The sequence below is a fragment of the Fibrobacter sp. UWT3 genome, assembly GCF_900230125.1.
Classification (GTDB): Bacteria; Fibrobacterota; Fibrobacteria; order Fibrobacterales; family Fibrobacteraceae; genus Fibrobacter.
This window is the reverse complement of sequence record NZ_OCSS01000002.1, coordinates 428375-451729: the sequence shown is the minus strand read 5'-3', so window position 1 is coordinate 451729 and position 23355 is coordinate 428375. Positions and strand designations below refer to the sequence as shown.

General features: G+C 52.2%; 21 protein-coding genes. 10 read left to right on the top strand and 11 right to left on the bottom strand.

The window, feature by feature from the left end; translation table 11 throughout:
* Positions 1-56: 56 nt before the first annotated feature.
* From CRO08_RS09660 to CRO08_RS09650, 3 genes are all read left to right on the top strand, one after another.
* Positions 57-1805, top strand: a complete 1749-nt coding sequence (locus tag CRO08_RS09660; RefSeq protein WP_097036023.1) for a 1-deoxy-D-xylulose-5-phosphate synthase — start codon at positions 57-59, stop codon at positions 1803-1805.
* Positions 1806-1873: 68 nt separating this feature from the next.
* Entirely contained in the window at positions 1874-3061 is a 1188-nt protein-coding gene (locus CRO08_RS09655; RefSeq protein WP_097036022.1) for a DUF4434 domain-containing protein, read from the top strand.
* A 36-nt stretch (positions 3062-3097) separates the two neighbouring features.
* Positions 3098-4000, top strand: coding sequence for a glycoside hydrolase family 11 protein (locus CRO08_RS09650; RefSeq protein WP_097036021.1), 903 nt, complete (start codon positions 3098-3100; stop codon positions 3998-4000).
* 1 nt (position 4001) lies between these two features.
* On the opposite strand, the gene CRO08_RS09645 is transcribed toward CRO08_RS09650, so the two are convergent.
* From CRO08_RS09645 to CRO08_RS09640, 3 genes are all read right to left on the bottom strand, one after another.
* Positions 4002-4793, bottom strand: coding sequence for a hypothetical protein (locus CRO08_RS09645; RefSeq protein WP_097036020.1), 792 nt, complete (start codon positions 4791-4793; stop codon positions 4002-4004).
* 8 nt (positions 4794-4801) lie between these two features.
* The gene (locus tag CRO08_RS16560) at positions 4802-5053 is read right to left on the bottom strand and encodes a hypothetical protein (protein ID WP_101956418.1); all 252 of its coding nucleotides are present in this window, start codon (positions 5051-5053) and stop codon (positions 4802-4804) included.
* Positions 5054-5168: 115 nt separating this feature from the next.
* Positions 5169-6491, bottom strand: coding sequence for an aspartate kinase (locus tag CRO08_RS09640; protein ID WP_097036019.1), 1323 nt, complete (start codon positions 6489-6491; stop codon positions 5169-5171).
* A 263-nt stretch (positions 6492-6754) separates the two neighbouring features.
* On the opposite strand from CRO08_RS09640, the gene CRO08_RS09635 reads away from it, so the two are divergent.
* Positions 6755-7708 carry a sigma 54-interacting transcriptional regulator gene (locus CRO08_RS09635; RefSeq protein ID WP_097036018.1) on the top strand — a complete coding sequence of 318 codons (954 nt, stop codon included), beginning with the start codon at positions 6755-6757 and terminating at the stop codon, positions 7706-7708.
* A gap of 15 nt (positions 7709-7723) precedes the next feature.
* On the opposite strand, the gene CRO08_RS09630 is transcribed toward CRO08_RS09635, so the two are convergent.
* From CRO08_RS09630 to CRO08_RS09600, 7 genes are all read right to left on the bottom strand, one after another.
* Positions 7724-8671, bottom strand: a complete 948-nt coding sequence (locus tag CRO08_RS09630; RefSeq protein ID WP_097036017.1) for a PorV/PorQ family protein — start codon at positions 8669-8671, stop codon at positions 7724-7726.
* Positions 8672-8707: 36 nt separating this feature from the next.
* Entirely contained in the window at positions 8708-10270 is a 1563-nt protein-coding gene (locus tag CRO08_RS09625) for a phosphomannomutase (RefSeq protein WP_097036016.1), read from the bottom strand.
* Between the two features lie 48 nt (positions 10271-10318).
* The gene (locus tag CRO08_RS09620; RefSeq protein WP_097036015.1) at positions 10319-11485 is read right to left on the bottom strand and encodes a ribose-phosphate pyrophosphokinase; all 1167 of its coding nucleotides are present in this window, start codon (positions 11483-11485) and stop codon (positions 10319-10321) included.
* 57 nt (positions 11486-11542) lie between these two features.
* Entirely contained in the window at positions 11543-12172 is a 630-nt protein-coding gene (tmk, locus tag CRO08_RS09615) for a dTMP kinase (protein ID WP_097036014.1), read from the bottom strand.
* A 4-nt stretch (positions 12173-12176) separates the two neighbouring features.
* On the bottom strand, positions 12177-15140 hold the full coding sequence (gene secA / locus CRO08_RS09610) for a preprotein translocase subunit SecA (protein ID WP_097036013.1): 2964 nt from the start codon (positions 15138-15140) through the stop codon (positions 12177-12179).
* A gap of 141 nt (positions 15141-15281) precedes the next feature.
* A complete protein-coding gene (locus CRO08_RS09605) occupies positions 15282-15491 on the bottom strand; it encodes a hypothetical protein (RefSeq protein ID WP_072807588.1) in 210 nt (69 codons plus the stop codon).
* A 183-nt stretch (positions 15492-15674) separates the two neighbouring features.
* Positions 15675-15887 carry a nucleotidyltransferase domain-containing protein gene (locus tag CRO08_RS09600; protein ID WP_097036012.1) on the bottom strand — a complete coding sequence of 71 codons (213 nt, stop codon included), beginning with the start codon at positions 15885-15887 and terminating at the stop codon, positions 15675-15677.
* A 732-nt stretch (positions 15888-16619) separates the two neighbouring features.
* On the opposite strand from CRO08_RS09600, the gene CRO08_RS09595 reads away from it, so the two are divergent.
* The 6 genes from CRO08_RS09595 to CRO08_RS09570 all read left to right on the top strand — a co-directional run bounded on the left by CRO08_RS09595 (position 16620) and on the right by CRO08_RS09570 (position 22018).
* Positions 16620-16949 (top strand): transposase, encoded by a 330-nt coding sequence (locus CRO08_RS09595; protein WP_097034692.1) that lies wholly within the window; start codon positions 16620-16622, stop codon positions 16947-16949.
* Positions 16950-16966: 17 nt separating this feature from the next.
* Positions 16967-17815 carry an IS3 family transposase gene (locus CRO08_RS09590; protein WP_176495067.1) on the top strand — a complete coding sequence of 283 codons (849 nt, stop codon included), beginning with the start codon at positions 16967-16969 and terminating at the stop codon, positions 17813-17815.
* A 161-nt stretch (positions 17816-17976) separates the two neighbouring features.
* On the top strand, positions 17977-19092 hold the full coding sequence (locus tag CRO08_RS09585) for a HigA family addiction module antitoxin (RefSeq protein ID WP_097036011.1): 1116 nt from the start codon (positions 17977-17979) through the stop codon (positions 19090-19092).
* A gap of 43 nt (positions 19093-19135) precedes the next feature.
* On the top strand, positions 19136-19999 hold the full coding sequence (locus tag CRO08_RS09580) for a TIGR02391 family protein (protein WP_097036010.1): 864 nt from the start codon (positions 19136-19138) through the stop codon (positions 19997-19999).
* Between the two features lie 127 nt (positions 20000-20126).
* Complete coding sequence (locus tag CRO08_RS09575) at positions 20127-21257, top strand: ATP/GTP-binding protein (RefSeq protein ID WP_097036009.1); 1131 nt, start codon at positions 20127-20129, stop codon at positions 21255-21257.
* The gene (locus CRO08_RS09570; protein ID WP_097036008.1) at positions 21254-22018 is read left to right on the top strand and encodes a hypothetical protein; all 765 of its coding nucleotides are present in this window, start codon (positions 21254-21256) and stop codon (positions 22016-22018) included. Before CRO08_RS09575 ends, CRO08_RS09570 begins: the two co-directional genes overlap by 4 nt.
* Positions 22019-22044: 26 nt before the next feature.
* Here the strand turns inward: CRO08_RS09570 and CRO08_RS09565 are convergent, their stop codons facing one another.
* Positions 22045-23331: a hypothetical protein gene (locus CRO08_RS09565; RefSeq protein ID WP_097036007.1), complete on the bottom strand. Its 1287-nt coding sequence runs from the start codon at positions 23329-23331 to the stop codon at positions 22045-22047.
* Positions 23332-23355: the final 24 nt, after the last annotated feature.

The window sequence follows — 23355 nt, the reverse complement described above, 5'->3', positions numbered from 1 at the left end:
ATAAAACGCACAGCAAGTTGTATATTTTAGTTGAAATATTTTATAGGCGGTACCCTATGCTGATAGAAAAGATTGCATCCCCTGCAGATGTGAAGAAGATGGACGCGGAAAGCCTCAAGGTGCTCGCGGCCGAAATCCGCACGGCACTTTTGAACAAGATTTCAAAATGCGGCGGACACTTGGCGCCGAACCTCGGATTCGTGGAGCCGACCATCGCGCTGCATTACGTTTTTGAATCGCCCAAGGACAAGATTGTCTACGATGTAAGCCACCAGAGTTACACCCACAAGATTCTCACTGGCCGCGCCGAAGCGTTCCTGAATCCGGAAAAGTACTGGAGCGTCACCGGCTACACCGAACCCTGCGAAAGCGAACACGACCAGTTCATGATTGGCCACACCTCGACTTCCGTAAGCCTTGCGCTCGGGCTTGCAACCGCCCGCGACATCAAGGGCGAGAAGGGCAACGTGATTGCGGTAATCGGTGACGGTTCCCTGAGCGGAGGCGAGGCGTTTGAAGGTCTCGACAATGCGGGCGAATACGCGACGAACTTTATCGTGGTGGTGAACGACAACGAGATGTCCATCGCCGAAAATCACGGCGGGCTTTACGGGAGCCTCGCGGAACTCCGCGCTACGCAGGGCAAGAGCGAAAACAATTACTTCAAGAGCCTCGGCTTTGACTACCTGTATGTAGAACAGGGTAACGATATCGAATCGCTCATCGCAGCATTCAAGCAGGTGAAGGATTCCACAAAGCCCGTGGTTGTGCACATCCACACGCTCAAGGGCAAGGGCTACAGCTTCGCCGAAAACGCGAAGGAAGGTTTCCACTGGGCCGCACCGTTTGACATTCCCACCGGCGTCGTGAACTGGGGTAGCGGCGAATCTTACGGCGCAATCCTCGGCGACTACTTGATGAAGAAAATCAAGGCGGACCCGAAAGTCGTCGTAATCCATTCTGCCGTGCCTGCGGGCATCGGGTTCTTTGCCGACCGCCGCAAGGAAGCGGGCAAGCAGTTCATTGACGTGGGCATCGCCGAAGAGCACGCCGTCGCACTCGCATCCGGACTCGCGAAGGGCGGCGCAAAGCCTATCTACAGCACACACGGCACGTTCATCCAGCGCACCTACGACCAGCTTTCGCAGGATTTGTGCGCGAACAACAATCCGGCGACGATTCTCGTGACCATGTCGGGTGCGGACGGCATGAACGACACTACGCACCTCTGCATTTTCGACATCCCGATGATGAGCAACATCCCGAACCTGGTGTACCTCTGCCCCACCTGCGTGGAAGAGGCAATAGCCATGATGGATTACGCAATCGACCAAACAGAACACCCGATGGCCATCCGCATCCCGAACGGGGTTGCGCACCGCAGCGTAAAATTCGACACTGATTACTCCAAGCTCAACACATTCAAGGTTGACAAGCGCGGAAGCAAGGTGGCCCTGATCGGCCTCGGCAGCTACTACGCGCTCGCTGAAGAAACCGCAGCAGAACTTGCGAAGTCGGGAATCGACGCAACGATTGTCAACCCGCGTTTTGCGACAGGTATCGACAGCGATGTGCTCGAAGGACTATGCGCTGACCACCAGGTTGTCGTGACGCTCGAAAACGGCGTGGTCGACGGAGGCTTCGGCGAAAAAATCGCCCGCTTCTACGGCACCCGCGACATGAAGGTGCTCGTGAAAGGGCTCAAGAAGGAATTCTACGATAAGGTGCCTTACGGCGAACTCATGGAAAGGAACCGCCTCACGCCCAAGCAGATTGTGGAAGACGTGAAGGCAGCGCTCAAATAACGTCACCGAAATAACGTCACCGATACGAGAATCGTGCCTTTCGCCCGAAATAAGTATATATTTCGGGTATGTCCATCTCGCAGCACATATTCCGACTCATGCTTCCCGCGCTCTTGTGCGGAGCGTTTTCGCTTGTAGCGGGGCCGTTTGCCGGCGCAGTTCATGCGGCGGGGTTCGCGGGTATTTTCGACGCGGGCTGGTCCACAGCCTACTACCCGCAAGATTCCATCACGCACATGCACCAGCGCCTGCACGCGCTCGGGATGGACGAAGTCGTGTTGCAGTACGCCGCGGTCGAGGCGACGCACTTGTACTACCCCTCGCAACTGGACTTTCTGCAGAACACGCAGTACAAGAACAATGAACTTTTCCCCAAAAGCATCGAGGCGGCGAAGGCCACCGGGACCAGGGTCTGGCTCGGGCTCTACTACAATGGCGACAACTGGTACACGCCACCGACCGCCGAGCAGCTTGATACTTTGTCTGCACGCAACCTGAAAGTGCTTGAAGAAATTTACGCGCTGTACGGGAGCGAGACCGTAGTCGCGGGCGTGTACATCCCGCAAGAGATTGCGCGCTACTACTGGGACGGCCTGCGCGATGACGCGACTCCGGAAATGCTCACGGAACACTTCTTGAAGCCGGTCACCGAAGCCGCACAGGCTAGGGGCTGGAAGGTGATGGCGGCCCCATTCTACAACCAGAATCTGGAAACGCCCGAAAAGTTGCAATCGTTTTTCGAGAAACTTTTTGCCACAGGATTCAAGCCCGACGTAATCGCCGTACAGGACGGCGTAGGCGCAAGCGATGCGGGCAAAGTTCATGCCGAAACCGCGACCGTGGGCAACTACGAACGCGCGGTGGCACAGGCCTGCAATCAATACGGGATTGAATTCTGGGTGGACATGGAACTGTTCCGCACCGACGACTCGCACGCGCTTGCCGACAGCGCAAGAATCTCGGCTCAACTCGATACCGCATACGCCGCGGGGGCTTTGAAGGTCATCGGCTATGACTTGGCCGTGCTCGGGAACGCGGGCCTCGATTCCTTCGAGAAGTGGAAACTCGAATCCAGCGCGGAGCCACCGACCCGCATCTTCGAAACACCCCGCGAAAACCGCCGCGACTTCAATGCCCGCAACGAAAAAACGCAAAAACGCGAATTGTTCCTGAACGGGCGTTTACAGAACAGCCGTTCCCTGAACGAGAATTCACAGTATTTCAAGGCGAACGGCGCGAAGGTTAAGCAGAATTAACGCCCACCGGGCCAAAAAAAAACTTATATTAACAACATGAAGAAGAATCTAGTGGGTTTAGGAATCGCCCTCACCATGGGCTTGGCTACGACTATCTATGCGGAAAGGTGTCCTAACGCATGGCCCGCGGAGGGCGAAAACTACGCCTCCGGCACGATAGACGGTACAAACTACAGTTACGAAGTCTGGCGCGATGGCTACAATGCTTATTTGGAGTGCTACGATGATGGCGGCTACTTAGTTTACTCCAAGGTCGCGGACGCTATCGTGCGCTTTGGTCCCAAGTTCGACGAGCCAAAGACCTTCGACCAGCATGGCAATTTTTCTGCGGACTACAAGTTTCGCACAAAAGGCGGCGGCTTCGGCACCCCCTATTTTCTGGTTGGCATCCAAGGCAATACCACCGAGCCGAAAACCGAATTCTATATCATAGACTACTGGATAATCAAAGATACAGCCGACACATCCACTTTCGGAACCAGGCTCGGCGAATTCACCGTCGATGGCGACACCTACGACATCTGGCAGAACACCGCCAACAGTCACATGGGCGTCCAGGGCGACTCCTCGTTCAAGCAGTATTTCAGCATCCGACGCACCAAGCGCGATAGCGGGCACGTCGACATTACCGCCCACTTCAAGAAGTGGGAAGAGCTCGGCCTGAAGGTGGGCAAGATAACCGATGTCATGGCGCTTGTGGAAGGGTATAAGGGGCAGAGTTCCATCAACTATTTTCAAATTGACTACTTCAACATCACCGAAACGGCGGACAGTGCCGGCACAACGCCAGACAACCCCGAAGAAACGACGGCTATTTCAAGGCGTGCAAGCCTTACGCTCCTAAAGGGCGACGCACGCGTGTTTGACATGCAGGGCCGCTACCTCGGCACCGGCGAAAAGAAAATAAGCCCTGCCGTCAGGACCGTGAAGAAGCGGTAAATCAGGCAAGATTCTTCCACTTGAAGAAAAGCGCCTTCAGTTTCTGGAGGTAGAACTTGCTTTCTTCTACATCTATAAAGAACGTGGCAATGCACACCACAAGGTGCGCACTGAAAACTATGCCCACGACAGCATTGGCAACGTGATACGCGCCAAACATGTTTGTACGGACAAATTCAATGTGAGTACACAGGAGCCAGAGAATTGAACATACCGCAAAGGCCTTCAGGACCAGCGTGTTATTCTTGGCAAGGGCAACAATGCCCGCCGCAATCGAAGCCGCAGTCATGATTACGACAGGCACGGAATGGTCGTACCCGATATGCACCAAAAAGCCAAACCCGTCTACCAAAAAAACTACGGCGCAGAACCGGAGCAGGCTCAAGTTCACACGGCTCCCTTCTGGAGTCTTCATGTTCCCCATAAACAACGAAACGAAATAGACTACCATAAACATGTTTATAAAGTGGTCGGCCAGCCTTTGCAGCAGGAACCCGACACCCGGCGAATATTGAAGGCCCAAATACACACGCGCAAAATTTATAGCGCCAACAATATTCACTATTATCATGATTGCGGAAAAGACCCTCAGGAGTCTCGCGCTCTTTTTTGCGAACACGATTATCCCCACGAGAATAATGGCGACACTTGCGAGAATCATCGGAGCAATATCCGTAAAGGACTCGCCCTCTTCAAACCCCACCATAGTAACCTGCAACAAGAGCCTCACGAGTCTGTTTAACTCGTGCACGGCAATCAGGATGCCGAAGACTCTAAGCAAGGCAAGGTTCATCACAAGTCCTAATGCTCGTGTTTCCCTGTCGGGCTATAACTACAGCCGGAGCCATAACTAGTCGAGCCGCAATAGGCACACTTGTCGTTACCATGACCGTGCTTGTGCCTGCCGGTGGGACTGTAACTGCACGAACCGTAACTGGACGAGCCACAGTAGATGCAACTCGAAGAGTCCGCAATATGGACATGCTTGCCGGTGGGGCTGTAGGAGCAGCCGCTCCCGTGACTGGATGAACCGCAAAAACGACAATGTGACATAAGATTACCTCTGGATGTAATATATATAAAAACGGCCCGGATAATTCCGGGTCGCAGTTTATATTCGGGTTTGAGATCCTTCGTGGCTTCGCCACTCAGGATGACACCGGAGGTGTTACTTCACGAATGCGCCGTAGATGGCCTTGATGGCCTTCTCGGTATCGGCTTCGTCAACACCGGTGATGATGTTGATCTGCGAAGAACCCTGGTCGATGATGCGGACGTTCACCTTGTTCTCGGCGAGAGCGGTAAACAGCTTCGCGGCCACACCGATCTTGTTCGTCATGCCGTGACCGACAGTCGCGATGAGCGAGATGCCCGGGAACACCTTGATACGGTCGGGGCGCATCTGCTGCGTGATGTCTTCGAGAACCACGTCCTGCACGGCGTCGAGGGCCTTGGAGTCCACCACGATGCTCATGGAGTCGATGGCGCTCGGGCACAGTTCGTAGGAGAGGCCTTCGCTTTCGAGCACGGCGAGCACGCGGCGGCCGAAACCGACTTCCTTGTTCATCATGGACTTTTCGATGTAGATCATCGAGAATCCCTTGCGGCCGGCGACACCCGTAATCGGGAGCTTCGCTTCTTCCGGAGTGGGGCCGATGATGGTACCCGGATCCTGCGGGCGGTTCGTGTTGCGGATGTTGATAGGAATCTTCTTCGCGCGGCACGGGGCGATAGATTCGTCGTGGAGCACGCTGGCGCCGGAGTAGGCGAGTTCGCGGATTTCGCGGTAGCTCACGTATTCGATGGGCAGCGGATTTTCGACGATGCGCGGGTCTGCCATGAGCATGCCCGAGACGTCGGTCCAGTTCTCGTACTTGGCGGCATCGATGCCGTTAGCAAGGATAGCGCCCGTGATGTCGGAGCCGCCACGGCTGAAGGTCTTGACTTCGCCACGGAGGTTTGCACCGTAGAAGCCCGGCAGCACGTAAAGCTGGTTCTCGTCGGAAAGCGTCTTCGCGATGTCTTCGTAGGTCTTCGGGACAATGCGGTACTTGTCGTCGAAGGTAATCAGCGGGAAGGTATCCACGAAGTTTGCGCCCAGGTACTTGGCCATGAGGCGTGCGCACAGGAATTCGCCACGGCTCACCAGGAAGTCCGTGCTCACGGATTCGGGTTCGTTCTTGAGCTTGTCCTCGAGGCTGTCGAGGTCTTCGGTCAGCTTGTCTTCGAGACCCAGGTCCTTGCAGATTTCGTCATAGCGCTGACGGATCAGGTTCCACGGGGTCGAGAAGTCGAGGCCCTTGGAGGCGAGGTCGTAGGTGCTGTAGAGGAGGTCGGTAAGCTTCGTCTCTTTGGGATTCCTCTTACCGGGGGCGGAAACGACGATGACCTTGCGGTTCTTGTCGGATTCAACGATGGCCTTGATCTTCTTGAACTGGCCTGCATCGGCGACAGAGCTGCCGCCGAACTTGCATACGATTCTTTGACTCATTTTTTCCTTTCGGGCCACCAAACCTCTCGGCTTCGAGCGCAGTCACTTTCCTCGCGACCGTCGTGCCCAAGCCTACCCATCTGGCCAGCCACTTGGTTTATTTGTCTATGTCTGCGACGGCATTTTACCGCCGCGCGGGGGCAAATGTAGCAAAAGGCGAGCGTCACGGCAAGGTTTTGTAAAAATTGATACGCGAATGTAAAAAAACAGGGAGGGCTTGGCTCAAAATCCCCGCGAAATCGTTTTATGGTTAGGAGACCACCATGAAACAACCTAAGGAACTCATGAAAATCGCGGCGAACTCCTCCGTACCCGTGCTCATCCAGGGGGAATCGGGCGCAGGCAAGGAAGTCGCGGCACGCTACATACACGAGCAGAGCCCGCGGAGGAACGGCCCGTTTATCGCGCTGAACTGCGGGGCGCTCGCGCAGAACCTCATCGAAAGCACGCTCGAGGGCTCCGTGAAGGGCGCCTACACCGGGGCATACGCCGACCAGAAGGGTATCGTGCGGTCGGCACACGGGGGCACGCTGTTCCTCGACGAGATAGGCGAACTCCCGCTCGACGCCCAGAGCAAGCTACTGCGCATTCTGCAGGAACGCACGGTACTGCCCGTAGGCGGCTCGCACTGCATCCACGTCGACTTCCGGCTCATCTGCGCTACAAACAGGAACCTCAAGAAGGAGGTGCTCGAAAAGCGTTTCCGCGAAGACCTGTTCTTCAGGCTGAACGTATTCCCGATAGTCATCCCTCCCCTGCGCTCGCGCGACGACTTCGAGGAGCTCGCACGCGACCTGTGGTACAGGATATGCGAGCATGCGAGACGCACGCATTTCGAGGTCCCCAAGACAAGGCTCACCATTGGCGAGATTACCGCCCTCAGGCAGTTCAAGTGGCCCGGCAACGTGAGGCAGCTGAAAAACGTGCTGCAGCGCTACGCCCTGCTGGAATCGCACGGGGTAAGGCTCGAGGAACTCCTGTGCGAGGAATTCGCGATGGCATCGGTACACGAGGAAGAATCAAGGCAGAAGGGCGAGCAAAACGCACTCTGGGCCAAGCGGCGCGCGGCCGCCCCCAAGTGGGAAGTCATCAAGAACGTGCTCGACTCGTGCGAATGGAACAAGAGCATGGCATCGAGCAAGCTAGGAATAAGCAGGGGGAGCCTCTGCTACCAGGTGCGCAAGCACGCGGGGAGCATGGCGGAGGCGCTAGAATAAGGGCTAGAATAAGGGCTAGAACCTTACGCCCAGGCCGAGATAGTGGTTGCCATCGCCAAGCGCGGGGCGCGGCGAGTAGCCGTAGTCAAAGACGATTCGCCCGAAGGTGAACCCGAGGCCCGCGCTGAAGCCGTCCTCGGTATGCGGGCGTGCCGCATAACCCGCACGGAGCAGCAGGAATTCCTGGTAGGCGACTTCCATGCCGAAGCGCCATTCGGGGTCGTCCATGTCGGCGCGGCGGTAGGCGTCGGCAGAAACGTGAACTTCCCAGAGGCTCTCGAGCCCGAGGAGGCTACTCACGGGAACGATGCCCGTAATGCCCGCCTGCAGTGCCATCGGGGCGGCCTCGTGCTCGCCGCTGTACTCGCTGTCAGTCACGTAGCCGAAGTTCGTGATGGTGGCACCGAACGAGAGGTACTTGAGCATGCGGTAAACAACACCCGCATCGCCCAGAATGGCGAGGGTCGACTCGTCGTCAATCGCCTGGTAGGCAAAACGTGCAGAAAGCGACCAGCCAAAGGCCTTGCCGTAATTGCCGGCGCCAGCCTGCAATGCCCACGCATACGCACCGTAATCCCCGGTAAGCATGCCTTCCTCGTCGCGGCCCTCCAGGTCATCGTACCCGAGGTACTCGAGCCCGAAGGAGAGGGCGAACGATTCAAAAAGCGGCAACCCGTAATAAACAGAGACAAAGTTGTCTGCACCCGCATCACCGAAAATTATCTGGTTAAGCCCGAATTCGGATTCGCGCAGACCCGTGAGTGCCAGAGGGTTGCGCGTCACTTCGGAGATGCGGCTTGCATCGGCGACGCCAGCACCCGAGAGGGCGGCGCTGCGGGGCGATACCTGCATCGAAAGGAACTGCATGGTCACCCCGCCAAGCCCGGTATTCCAGTAGCGACCGCTGGCCGCAAAGGCGGCCACGCACGGGAGCAGGAGGATAATCAGCAGTTTCTTCAACATACAAGTTATAAGATACAAAAAATAGTTGCGCAGGTCTTAACCGCGCCAGCCTTCCATGATTTTCATGCAGGCTTCGAGAAGCTCGGCGGAGCGCACCTTGTCCTCGGTTTCCACGTAGCAGCGGAACTCGGGAGCGTTGCCGCTCGGGCGAAGGTGCACAATGTCGCCGGAATCGAATTCCATGCGGTAGCCATCGGTCTCGTCGATTGCGACAATCTTGCCCTGGAACTGCGCCGGGGCGGAACCGTCCTTGGGCTTGAAGCGGCTCGGCTTCGCGGTCAGCGCGCCGAAAAGCTTTTCGCCGAGTTTCTGCTCGCGGATTTCGGCAAGTTTGGCCTTCGAGGTCGCAGTCGGGAATTCCTTGAGGCGGTCGCTGAGCGTGAAGCGCTTGGGGAGGCGCTTGAGCAGGTCGACGACGCACATGCGTTCCTCGCGCACGCGCACCATCACGGCAATCATCGGGAGGAGCGCATCGCGGGTCGGGAGTGCGGGCAGCGTGCGGGTTGCACGCGTCTCGCCGCCGCGGCCATCGGTATCGACAAATTCACGCGTGAGGTCGGTCTGCAGCAAGAACCCGCCATTCGCCTCGTAACCGGCGACGGACGCGCCCTTGTCCGCGGCGTCCACAAGGCTTTCCATGCCGGCAATCACGTACGGGCTCCCGATGCGGGTGCGGCAAATCTTCTCGAAGGAGCCGGACTTCTCGAGCGACGTGTTGCAACTCACCGGAGTTGCAATGCGCTTGACGCCAAGCGCCTGGGCAGCGAGGATGCCCAGCACGTCGCCACGCAGCCACATGCCGGTATCGTCTGCCAAAAGCGGGCGGTCGGAGTCACCGTCCGTACTGAAAATCGCATCCACAAAGTCCTTATGCGCGAAGTCGCGGGCAAGGTCTTCGTCTTCCTTGCGGATAGCTTCCGTATCGACCGGGATAAACGTCTCGCTCCTTGCAAAGGGCTTCACGGTGGCACCCAGGCTTTCGAGCACCTTCACCACGATGTCGCGGCCCACGGCGGAATGCTGGTACACGCCGATGGTGAGGCCCGAGAGAGCCCTGCTGCCAAAGAACGCGGGGTAGCGCTTCAGGTAGTTCTCTTCCGCTTTCATCTCCACGGCGGGGAGTTCCGGGGCATTCTTCAGCATGCCGCTTGCATCAAAAATCGCCTCATCAAAGTCGACAGACTGCGAAACGATTCCCTGCTCGTCCTTCTTGGAAATCTCGCCCTGCGGGTGGTTGAACTTGATGCCGTTACGGTCTGCGGGGATGTGGCTGCCCGTGACCATGATGGTCGGGAGCGCCTTGTCGATGCCGTACAGCGCAATCGCCGGACTCGGGATGCGGCCGCAGTACACGACCTTCCACGCGCTGTCCTCGCCCGCCTTCACGAGCGCCTTCAGAATGCGTTCCGTACTCGGGCGCAAGTCGCCCGCAATCGCAATCGTATGCTCGCACTTGTAGCTCTGTTCGCAGTACTTGATAAACGAACGCGCGTACACGTAGCACACGCGGTCGGTCATGGCAGTTACCAGGCCGCGCGCACCGCTCGTACCGAACGCCACGCCGGACTGTTTCATCACATCTTGCATCGAAACGGTCATGGAAACCTCAATTTAAAAAAGCGCCCCGCCTAGCGGGACGCGAACAAACTAGAAAAATACGGGCGGCCAACGCGGGTTCTTCGAGCTCATGTCGATCTTGTAGAAGTCCTTCTCGAAGCGTCCGTCGTCGAGTCCGTACATCTGCATCACGTGGCGGGCAATCCACTTGCCGAGCTTCATCACGGTGAGCTTCTTGCGCAGGCGGCCCTGGCAGTCGCGGTTCATGATGTCCGGGAGGGTGGAGGTCGTGAGGATTTCGTCGATGGCCGGGCTGTTGAGCTTCTCGCGGGCCTCGGGGCTCGTGTGGAAGTGCGTCACGCCGAAGCACACGCGGTTCGGGTTGCCCTTCTTGATGTGCTCGCAGCACTGCACGATGGTCGTACCCGTACGCACCATGTCGTCGAACACGATCACGTCCTTGCCCTGGATTTCCTCGATGCTGATGTCGGAGAGTTCCGGGTTGAAGGTCATGCTGATTTCACGTTCGCCGGTACGGACCTTGTCCATCACCACGCGCTTGCATTCCGGCAGGTCAAGCGCCTCGTAGACGGCGTTCATGAACGGGCGTGCGCCCTTGTCCGGGGAGACGATCACCAGGTTGTTGCCGTCCTTGCCCGTCTGCACGAAGTTGCTGTTCTTGATGTAGTGTGCGTAGACGTCGGTCGGGATGAGGTTGTGGAAATGACCTTCGAAAATTTCGCTGAAGAGGTTCTGCACCTTGACGCTGTGGTTGTGCACCGTCACCACGGCATCCACACCGGACTTCTTCAAAAGTTCGGCGTAGAGGAGGCTCGTGAAGGCCTGGCCGTCGAACTTCTTCAAATCGATGTCCGGGCGGTCCTTCTCGAGAGGGCCAATGCGGTGCGGGCCGCGGTCCTGTGCGCTGTAGAACAGGTCGGGTTCCACGAGCACCACCTGCTCGGCACCGTTGTCCTTCGCGGCGCGGGCCAGAATGCAGTTGCGCATGGCGTAGTCGTTACGGCTGCGTTCGTGGTTCGAGACCGAGCAAATCAACACGATCTTGCCCTCGAGGCGACGGCCGATATGTTCCATATCGTCCACGTCGAGCCCGTAGCGGGGGCAGAATTCGGAGTTGGCGAAGGTCTTCAGGGAGACCACGTCGGAGATGTCTTCACGGAGGCCGATGTACTGGGCCATGTCGATGGCGAACGGGTCATCGGTGAAGTTGCCGGTCACGATAAAACGATCTGACATAAATGCGCCTTGATGTTAAAGTTGAACCTTTTGGGTAGCGCAAATATAGTTTTTTAATCAGAGCCTCGCCTTCACAAGCGCGAACAAATCCGCAAAGACTTCGTCGGGAGTGCGGTCCGCATCGATTGCGGCAACACAGTCCGGGTATTCGCGAGCCGCGGCCAGGTAGCCCTGGCGCACCCGTTCGAAAAAGTCGGCCTTCTCCTGCTCGAGGCGATCGGGTGCCTCGCCCCGCTTCGCGGTGCGTGCGCGGCCGCGCTGCACGTCGATATCGAGCACTACCGTAAGTTCCGGGAAGCACCCCCCGCAGGTCAGTTCCGTAAGCTGCTGCACCATGCCTGCACCGAGCCCGCGGGCGTATCCCTGGTAGGCATACGTGCTCCACGCAAAGCGGTCGGCAATCACGACCTTGCCCGCATCGAGTGCCGGCTGGATAATCTCGTGAATCACCTGCGCGCGGGCGGCGTTGTACAGGAGGAGTTCGGTCTTGTCGCCCATCACGCCCTTGAACGCAGGGTCGAGCAGTATCTCGCGGATACGTTCCGAAATCTTCGCGCCGCCAGGTTCGCGCAACTTCACGACGGAATAGCCTTCCTTCGTGAGGGCGGCGATAAGCATGTCAATCTGGGTCGTCTTTCCCGACCCGTCGATGCCTTCCAGACTAAAGAAACGCTTCGCGGTCTGCACCGTATTACTCCACGTCCTTGCCGTGGCACTTCTTGTACTTGAGGCCAGAACCGCACCAGCACGGGTCGTTACGCCCGAGCTTCGGGCCCTGCTGCTGGGCGCGCTTCCTTGCGGCGGCGAGCACGGCGGGGTTCGTGTAGGTACGGCGCACCGTCGGGCGCGTGCCCGGCAAGGCGGACTGCGGCATCGGCTGGGCGCCCTGCTGTTCTTCCGAGATGGCGTTGCTTTCGGAAGTAGCGGCCTGGCCGGCGAGACCCGCGGCCTTCGCGCCTTCTGCACTCAGCTGCTCCGCTTCGGCAGGCTCAGCAGCCTTATCGGTTGGCGAGCCGCCCTGTGCCTGCGCGGCTTCGGCGGCCTTCTTCTCGGCATCAATCTGTTCCTGGCTCTTGAGCTGCAGCTGGTCCGGCGACACGGTCATGCCGTTCGGGAGCGTAATGCGGATGTTCAAGATGCGCAGCGCCGTGAGGGTCGCAATCTTCTCGAGGCAGCCCTCGAACAGCTTGAAGCCCTCGTTCTTGTAGACCATCAGCGGGTCCTTCTGCGCGTAACCGTGGAAGCGGATGGCATCCTTCAGCTGGTCCATCGCATACAAATGTTCCTTCCACACCTGGTCAATCGTCATGAGCAGGAAGCGGCGCTCGATGTTGTGGAAGTCGGCTTCCGGGATAATCTTGCCGAGCTTCTCGTAGCGCGCCTTGCAGAGCCCGATAATCTCGTCGAGCACCTGTTCCGGAGTCTTGTGCATCGCCTCGTCGAGCGTGAGGTGGTATTCCATGCCGAGCGTGCGCTGCAGGTCGGTATGCAGCCCCTCGAGGTTCCAGTCCTCGGGGTAACTCTTCGCCACGATGTAGTTAGAAACCTTGATATCGCACGCGTCCTCGATGCGGTCCATGATTTCCTGGCTGATGTCCTCGCCGTTCAGAATACGGCGGCGGAGCCCGTAAATCACCTTGCGCTGCTCGTTCATCACGTTATCGTAGTCGAGCAAGTGCTTACGGATATCGAAGCTCTGGCCTTCCACGCGGCGCTGTGCACCACGGATGGAGCGGCTCACGATCGGGTGGGTAATCACCTCGTCCTCGCCCACGCCAAAGCGGGTCATCAGGTTCTTCACGCTGTCGCCACCGAAGATGCGCATCAGGTTGTCATCGAGGCTCAAGAAGTACTGGCTCGAACCCGGGTCACCCTGACGGCCCGAACGGCCGCGCAACTGGTTGTCGATACGGCGGGACTCGTGGCGTTCCGTGCCAAGCACATGCAGGCCACCCAGTTCCGTGACTCCCGGACCAAGCGCGATGTCGGTACCGCGGCCAGCCATGTTGGTCGCAATCGTCACCTTGTCCTTGTGGCCGGCATACTGGATGATTTCCGCTTCGCGTCCATGGTTCTTCGCGTTCAGCACTTCGTGCGGAATGCCTTCCTTCTCCAAAAGGCCGTGCAGGTGCTCGGACTTTTCGATGGACGCCGTACCCACGAGGAGCGGCTGGCCCTTGCCGTGGCGTTCCTTGATCTCTGCCACGATGGCGCGCCACTTCGCGTCCTCGCTCTTGTACACCATGTCCTGCAGGTCCTGGCGGATGCAGGGCTTGTTCGTGGGAATCACCCACGTGTTCATGTTGTAAATCTTGATGAATTCCGTAGCTTCGGTTTCGGCGGTACCCGTCATGCCCGAGAGCTTCTTGTACATGCGGAAGTAGTTCTGGAACGTGATGGTCGCAAGCGTCTGGTTCTCGCGACGGATCTGCACGCCTTCCTTCGCCTCGATGGCCTGGTGCATGCCGTTGCTGTAACGGCGGCCTTCCATGAGGCGGCCCGTGTTCTCGTCCACGATGACGATTTCGCCATCGCGCACGATGTAGTCCACGTCCTTCTCGTACAGGTGCCATGCGCGGAGTGCCTGGTCAATGTAGTGCACCCAGTCGGCGTGCTCGCCGTAGAGGTTCGTAATCTGGAGGAGGCTTTCCACGTGGTTCACGCCCTTCTCGGTGAGCATGATGTACTTGTCCTTCTCGTCCACGCCGAAATCCTTGTTCTTCACGAGCTTCTGGGCAATCTCGTTCGCCTTCGAGTACTTGTCGGTCGCATCCTCGGCAGGGCCGCTGATGATAAGCGGGGTACGCGCCTCGTCAATCAAGATGGAGTCCACTTCGTCCACGATGCAGAAGTTGAGCTCGCGCTGCACCAGCTGCGAGGGGTCGACCGCCATGTTGTCGCGCAGGTAGTCGAAGCCGAACTCGTTGTTGGTACCGTAGGTCACGTCGCTGTTGTAACTCGTGCGGCGCGTTTCCGGGTCGAGCCCGTTCACGATAAGGCCCACCGTAAGCCCGAGGAACTTGTACACGAGGCCCATCTGCTTCGCGTCACGGCCTGCGAGGTAGTCGTTCACCGTCACCACATGCACACCGTGGCCGCCGAGGCCGTTCAGGTACACCGGGAGGGCGGCAGCGAGGGTCTTACCTTCACCCGTCGCCATTTCGGCAATCGCGCCCTCGTGGAGCACGAGGCCACCGATCATCTGCACGTCGAAGGGCATCATGCGGAACGGCTTTACCGATTCAGGGTAGAGCTCGCGCACCTTCGCGTAGAGGGCGGCAGGCAGGTAGACTTCCCATTCGTTCTTCCCGCTGTCGAGTTCCGCCTTCGCGTCGTTCACCGCATCCTGCAGTTCGGGGCCGAGGCGGCTGAAGTCGAAGCCATATTCCGGCTTGAAGATGTTGAAGATACCGAGCCTGCGGTCACAGGCTTCCTGGCACACCGCAAAGGCATCGACCTTGATATCCTCGAGAGTGCCGCCGTTCTTGAGTTTCTCGCGGAATTCCGCGCTCTTCGCGGCAAGGGCCGCATCGTCCAGGGCCTCGAGGGCAAGCCTTGCCGCATGAATCTTCTCGATTACAGGGCGGAGCTGCTTCACCTTGCGTTCGTGCGGAGTTCCGAAAACCTTGTGGAGGACAGTATCTACTATGCTCATAACGTTCCTTTATAACGGCCGAAAGCGTACCCGCGGCCACCGATTAAATTTTACGTCTGCAAATTTAGGAAAAAACGCCCACACAAAAAGCCCCCGTACGCGGCAGGTGGCCCAAAACAAACGTTTTTGAGGGTTCAGGCGCTAGAACCTGTTGAGTTCGTGGTTCCCGTGTTCGCGAAGCCAGTTCTCGAACGCGATTTCCCACTTTTCCTTCTTGCGCACCGGCACGAAGTGTGCCTCATGGCGGTAGAGCCTCCAGCAGGCGTATGCGAACAGCACGACCGAAACACCCACAACGCACACGAACTTGATTACAAGAACCAAGAGTTCACTATCTCCAAACAAGGTCATTTCAACCCCTTTCCTTTGTCTCCAATCAACAACAGACAAACATCCAAAACCGGGGCCAAATATAGATACATCTCGCTAGGGCATTGCGACAAAAACCCTATTCGTTTCTTTCAAAATGCTTACAGCACGCACAAAGTAAAGAAATTTGTACGTAGGGAGGCCTAAAAGCAGTTAACGAAGTTCTCAAACTTTTGCATACAGCAGCCTCCCCTCTCGAGCAATGGCAGCCTTCAACTTGTCCGAAACGACCTCGTTCAGGTTCACAACATCAAACGACAGAAGCGTATCCGCCTGCTCTTCAAGCAACTCTTCGAAGCGATCCACGCCGCCACCGAAAACAGCCAAGTCAATATCGCTCCGTTCCCGGTTGTAATGCAGTAAAGCATTTTTAGCCATTTTGATGGCCCTTATCGGTCCAATATTTAATATATCACATGTGTTGCTCGTTCCAATCCTTACACAATTCATAGAAATATCTTAGATTAGCAATCTGTTCTTCACATGTTGTCGCTTTTTCGAACAATTCAATAGGATCCGGTGTAAAAAAAGTACTCGGAATTGTATCAACAATTTGGTTTCAACACAAAAAAAATTATAGCATTTACAATTATCATTTTCACAATTGTTTTCCATCCTTTGCTTGACAAAGCCTTATTAAACATTTTTTACTTAACCGACGGATATGATTCTTGGTCCGAAATAGTTTCGTCTAAATCTTTTAGAGGGAATTTCAAAAGAGCCTCCTTGTTTGCCACATATAGAGTATCCCCTACAGTAACCATACCATAAGACGATCCATGAGCTAGGCAAATCATATTGGCACAAAAATTGCCATAAATCTCTCGCCAACCTTTATATTCACTTCCATAGGGGGGCCATAGTCACCCATATAAACATATGGTACAGATGGCGAATCTCCTGCCACAAAGAGATGTTCCCCATTTGACGCAAGAGAATATCGGTTATGTGGAACATTTTCATAAGTTAAATATCCATAAGGAGTATCTTCGGAACCAATCACACTATCTATAGGATTCCATAAATTCTGACTTTTGGACCATGCAGGAGTTTAATAAGAGGGTAGCATAAGCTACTATATTCATTGCGCAACCCCCAAAAGGTAAAACAATGGCAAAAATCAACTATAGCTCCGAGACAAGGGAACAGGTCATCAAGCTGGTCCTGAAAGGCGAAAAGTCAGCAAACCAAATAGCCAAGGAACTCGGAATCGGGCCCAATACAGTCGGTCGGTGGGTAAACGAGTACCGCAAGGAACACAACCTGCCGAGCTACCGCGAGGAACGGCGAATCCGCAAGGTGTCCGTCGAGGAACTCGCCGCCAAGAACAGGGAACTGGAAAAACTCCTGAAGAAGCGTGAAAAGGAGCTTGCGGACGAGAAGGAGACGGTAGAGATCCTAAAAAAATCCCTGCACATCTTTATGCGACCACACGACTGAAATGCGAGGCGATACACGTGAACCGCAAGAAATACTCAGTCAGGAAGATGTGCAGAGCCCTAGGAATACCGCAGTGTTCCTACTACCAGTGGTCGCGCCAGCAGGAAAAACGTGCCGAGAAGAAGGCCCGCGAAGAACGGCTTGTCCAGAAGGTCCGCGACACCTTCGAAGAAAACCACCGCGTGTACGGTTGCCCGAAGATGCAGGCGGCACTCCATGACAAGGGTGACGAGGTAAAGGTGTGGAAACTGCGCCGCATCATGCGCGAGAACGGTCTCTATCCGGTCACGCTCAAGAAATGGAAACCCTACCGCAAGGGCAAATGTGACTCCATGTACAGCGAGAACCTGGTGCAGCGGAAGTTCGATCCCGACAGTCTGAACGCCGTCTGGGCCGGCGACATCACCTACGTCAAGACTACGCTTGGCTGGGTGTACCTTGCCGTGGTACTTGACCTATGCAACAAGGAGGCGGTGGGTTATGCCGTGAGCAAGAACATCGACACGGAACTTGTCAAGCGCGCGTTGTCCAATGCCATCATGCAACGCGGCCATCACGACGGACTAATCTTCCATTCCGACCGCGGCGTGCAGTACAGTAGCATGGGTTACCGCACGATGCTCTCGGAGAACGGGATAACGCCCTCGATGAGCGCACCGGGCTGCCCCTACGACAACGCCTGCATGGAAAGCTTCTTCGCAAGCTTCAAGAAGGAGATGGCCTACAGGCGTGACTTCAAGGACATCGAAGACGTGCGGGAGGCCGCTTTCAGGTATATCGAGCTGTTCTACAACCGGAAACGGCTCCATAGTTCGCTGGGATACATGACTCCGGTTGAATATAGGCTGTCAAAACAGGCTGCCTAGACCACAAGGGTATACCACTTAACAAGAAAAAAGGATATATTTAACTTAACCGGTAATGAATATGGTTGTTCATGAACCCACTATTAAAAAAACTACAAATCCAGTTAGCGTTGATGTAGTAAATCTTGTGGAACTTTCAAAACATTACGGAGACTAAGAAAATGGCCGAAGAACTGAAACCTTTTTTCAACCCGGGTCCCGGTGACATTATCCGCGACGCTATGGAAGAACTTGGATGGCAGCAGAGCGATCTCTCCGATATTACGGGACTAACCGAAAAAACAATCAACCAGATTATCAATAACAAGCAAGGCATAACCCCTGAAACGGCAGTTCTTTTAGGGAAGGCATTTTCCACATCGGCGGAAATGTGGTTGAATCTCGATGCAAAGTATCAACTGCGCAAACGTCAAGATTCCAACTTGGAAAAAGAACGTTTAACAGGACTGAAAGCGACCTTGCGCAAGTATATGCCCGTTACCGAAATTAAGAAAAAGGGTTGGTTCGCCAATGATGTTTCTACGGAAGAAGGCATAAAGAAAGAATGTTTTCGACTTTTTGGCGTAGAGCGCATTCCCGAAGAAGAATATAACCAAGGAATGAAATTTGCAGCACGCCAAACAAAATACGATTATCAATACAGCCAATGGTATTGTAGAACCTGGTATGAATATGCAAAATTACACGCAAAAAAATTCACCAAACTAAAACCTTATAACAAAGAAAAGCTAGACACTTTATCAAAAAAGTTTTATCAATATACAGCAAAAGAAAATGGTGAAATTGAAATCATTAAAAAGCTGAAGGAATGCGGTGTCGCATTCTTTGTACAAAGCCATTTGAGCAAAACATACCTTGATGGTGCGACATTTATTGTAAGAGAGAACCCTGTTATAGTTTATACAGGGCGGTACGACAGAGTTGACAATTTTTGGTTTGTCTTGGCTCACGAAATAAGTCATGTTCTTTTGCATTATGACATTTTAAGCAAGCCAGTCCTCGACAACCTTGATTCTGATGCGAAAAGCCAACGGGAAAAAGAAGCTGACACAAATGCAAATGAAATGCTACGCACAGACGATGTGCTCTGTTACGGCGAAAAGTATGGGAAATATTTAACCGCAGCACGTTTAAATGAACTTAGTGAAAATGTTGGCATCTCTGTACCAGTCGCGCTTGGCATTCTGCAGCATAACAAACTTATAGAATGGCGTCAGTTCACCAAGTACAGAGAAAAAGTCGTGGAAAGAATACCTGCAATGTGTAAGGTGGGATAAAAATTAATCCTCGAATTTGACCTTTTTTTGAAAAGGGACACACATGTTCTTTAACAACGATCCCATAGGGCAAAATGCACCATACTTTGAATATGCCGGTTCGCCACAAACAACGCAATCATGCATCGACGCTTTTATACGATATTTAAACAGCAATGATTCTATCACTTTAATGTCCATTTTGTCATGTAATCACTATCACGCGCTTATGCTAACTTTTGGCGAAAGCGATAGACTCGCTTTTATTCGCAGTGGTTTTACGTCAGGATATCCTGGAGAGGGGCCAAAGGGTCTTGCTAAAGTATTTCGTTTAGCGCAGTTCTTCAATATCCAAATACGAGAGTTCAACGTAAACGAAGATTGGCTCAAAAAAGTCAATTACGGTCAAGTCACCCAAGCAGATATTCAAGGGCTAGATCAATATAGATCAAAAGAACCAACCGCATGTTATGATTATTTAGACGCCTTGCCGTTTAAATACGACGATGTAAAAGGGATTTTCAACTTATTTAAAGAAATTATTCCGTATTCAATTATTGATCCCGCAATTTCAGACCTATTAGAAAAGTTTAAGTTAAATCCTGATGAGACTCTGTCAAACGGCTACAAACGCCTGGAACAACATCTACAAGAAAAGTTCAAAACGAACAGCTTTGGGACAAGAATTTTTGAAATGTTCCTTAGCCCAGAAAAGGCAAACAATAATATTTGGCATGATAATCCATCAAATGGAATTTGCAAGGCTCGCTACGACTTATTCAAAGCATGCTTCGAAGGCTTCCGCAACGAAAGAGCTCATAATGAATATGTGAATAACGAAGACGCCTTGTTTGAGCTTATTTTATTGAACTACTTGTTCAAGATTACCAAATTTCTCAATAAGAGGGCCGAGAAACAAGGGGCTTGAGTAGAAAAATGCCTTTTTTGGGGGAAAATCGGCAGATTAGTCATTGCAACGTAAAAATTTTACGGCAAGTATTGTTTTTATTTAAATATTTAGGTATATTTATAGCGATTTAAGGTAGGTTTTACGAATGCTAGCGAAATTCTCCGTAAAAAATTTTAAGAACTTCGAGAAAAAGTTCACGATTGACCTGTCTCAAACCAAGCAATACGCTTATTCCGAGGCCTGCGTCAAAGACGGAATCGTCAAGACAGGTTTGATTTATGGCCCGAACAGCATTGGAAAATCTAATCTTGGTAAGGCGATTTTTGATATAGTGCAAAATTTGACGGACAAGCAGCGAAATCCAATGTTGTACATGTCCTATACAAATGCAATGCATTTAGAGAATAATGCCGAATTTGTATATGAGCTCGTTTTTGGTTCATCCCGTGTTCGATACGAATATAGCAAGCCTTCTTATGAAGATATTTTGGAAGAAAAATTCTTTATAGATGATGTCCAGGTTGTATCTCGCAGTTGGAATGATTTTCATACGGATTTACAAGGGGCTGAAACCCTTAATGGAAACAAACTTGACATAAAGATTTCTGCCATGCGCTTTATCCGGGCGAATGCAGTTCTTGCGGACAATCCGACAAACAAGGTCGTCAAGGAATTCTTTGACTTTGTTGATCGAATGCTCATGTTCTCGCACCTTCGGCAAAACTATTACCAGGGTTTTTCAGTCGGCAGCACGCAAGTTGATGTTGAAATTATACGGAAAGGAAAACTCAAGGAACTTGAAGATTTTCTTAATTCTGTTGATGTTGACTGCAAGTTGAAAAGCCTAAAAATATATGGGCAGGAAAAGTTGTTCTTCGATTTTGGCGGTAACCACATTATAGATTTCTGGGAGAATGCTTCTACAGGAACTCAAGCACTCGTATTCTTCTTTTTCTGGTACATGCAAATGCAAGGGAATGCATCGACCACGCCCAGCTTTGTTTACCTTGATGAATTCAACGCTTTCTATCACGAGAAAACTGCTGCGAAAGTCGTGGAAATGTTGCGGGACGTCCAAAGCCAGGTTCTGTTGACTACGCATGATTCTACTTTGCTGACAAACGATTTGATTCGCCCAGACTGTGCGTTCAAGATGTTGCCGGAATACAAGAATTCGGATTCTTATGTAATGGGACCGCTTTCGTCCAGGACTGAAAAGGAACTGCGCCAAGCCTTGAACATTCCAAAGATGTTCCGCGCGGGAGCTTTCGATTGAGTTCCGCCAAAGTCCTCGTTGTATTGGAAGGCGAAAAGCCCGAAGAAAACACTCTTGCCCGTTTGCAAAGAGCGTTTCCCGAGGAATTAGCCGACCTGTCAAAGGACTTGGTAGAATACGTCTACTCGTCGCACATTTACGGATTATACCACAAACTCAAAGAAGATGACGGCTTCTCAGATGTAATCGAGGTTCTGAAAGAACTTTATACCGATGATGACACCTTGCAAAATACGAATCGTGAAGACATCTCGCAGGTATACCTGTTCTTTGACCTGGATATCCATAAACAACCGATTGAAAAGTCATGCGAACAGTTGAACGAACTTATTCAATTCTTTGACAACGAAACTGAAAATGGCAAGTTGTTCTTGAGTTATCCGATGGCCGAAGCCATCAACATTTGCGACGTTGAGAATGGGCTGATGTCTGATGACCGTAAATTATTTAGTATCGACAAATGTGTCAATGACGGGTTCAAACATTTCGCAGATGATTTGAATCGCGACACAAAGACCATCTGTAGAGCCAACTGTCGCGAAAACTGGCTAATTATTAGCAAGGCAAATTACGAAAAAGCCAAGTGGCTAATGAAATTGCCAACTAGGACCTTATCGCTCGAACAAATGCAGCAGCCAACCATTTTACAGCACCAACAAGTTTTGATAAAGAATGAAGGCGTTGTCGCAACTCTAAGTGCATTCCCGTTCTTCTTGCTGGAATATTTGGGAGTGGAGCGGGTAATAAGATTGTTTAATTAGACAAAACTTTTTTCCCTCGAAATAACTTATTGTAAATTTGCATACGAAGTTAGTATAAGCTTTTGTCCAAATTTCCTCTCATACTCTGAACAAACGCTATTTATCATATTGTCTCTATTATAATTTGATTTATGATAAACTTGATCATTGTCGTTCATTACATCTAACAAAAGAGTATACTGGAGTTGTCCAAAAGAAGACAAATGAGGCATTACCGCCTTACAAAAGATTGCATATGCAGACTCAAAGGATGCCGCTTTACTTAAATGTTTTATAAAGAATTCATATGTCTTTGAAGATAAACCCATTTGATTATAAAATAAATAGAATTTATCATACGACTCCTTTGTAATCAAACTTGAATATGAGATAAAAGGATTTGACATTAAATACTCTATATGCTCCACTGGAGATGTTTTATACCAGCACAACAAACGACTATTTGGGCTCCTGTCAAGAAAAGCGTCAACAATACCTTTCCATGTGCCCGGTATATACTGATATAAATCGTAGAATTCTTCAAAAAAAGATGTTAATCTAAACATCGTTTCGTCAGAAGTTGATGTTGTGCTGAAAATATGCCCATTTCTGAAAACATCAATACAAAAATGATGAGAATTTTTTGTTAAAACTCTTATTGTAAAGTAGTTTAGTTCCTTATAATCGATTAATGTTTGATTAGAACTATCTTGAAAAACAAATTTCCAATAAGCCTTGTAAATTCTTTCAAAATCTTTTTTTTCACATCTTTTTAGATAAGAATCGATAATTTCTTGTTCAACAGCTCTTGAATTGCTACTAAAACTTGTATTATATTTTGCCAAGGCATCCGTCATTTTATCCACCACATTTCCTAAAAATGGCGCCGGTCTTGTCAAAAGATTTTCATACATATACGAAATGAAATCTATAACGGTTTCATTAGAAGGTTTTTCGAGTTCATAATCAACGTTTAAAACAGGATGAGCACATAAGTGACGTTGTTTTTGCAAATAATCTATTTTACCAGCAACAGCTGTGGTTACAACACCTTGTTTTAATATATCTTCGATTACATCGTTTTCCCATGAGGGGTCGGATGGGTTGGTTGCCTGTTTGGTGTGAACTTTCGTTAAAATTGCAGTAGCTTTAGCATCGCCAAAATCTTCGGATAATTCCTTTAATTTTTGCATAACATCAGTAATAACGGTAGAATAAAGAAGAACTATTGCAGAACGATTATGTCCACTCATGTAGTTTGCAAGAACTTCTTCAAAGTAATCACGTATAGAGCTATTTTTTATCAATTCGGTGTCAAATTTTCCTATTAACATACTATCTCCCTTAATACATCCTTA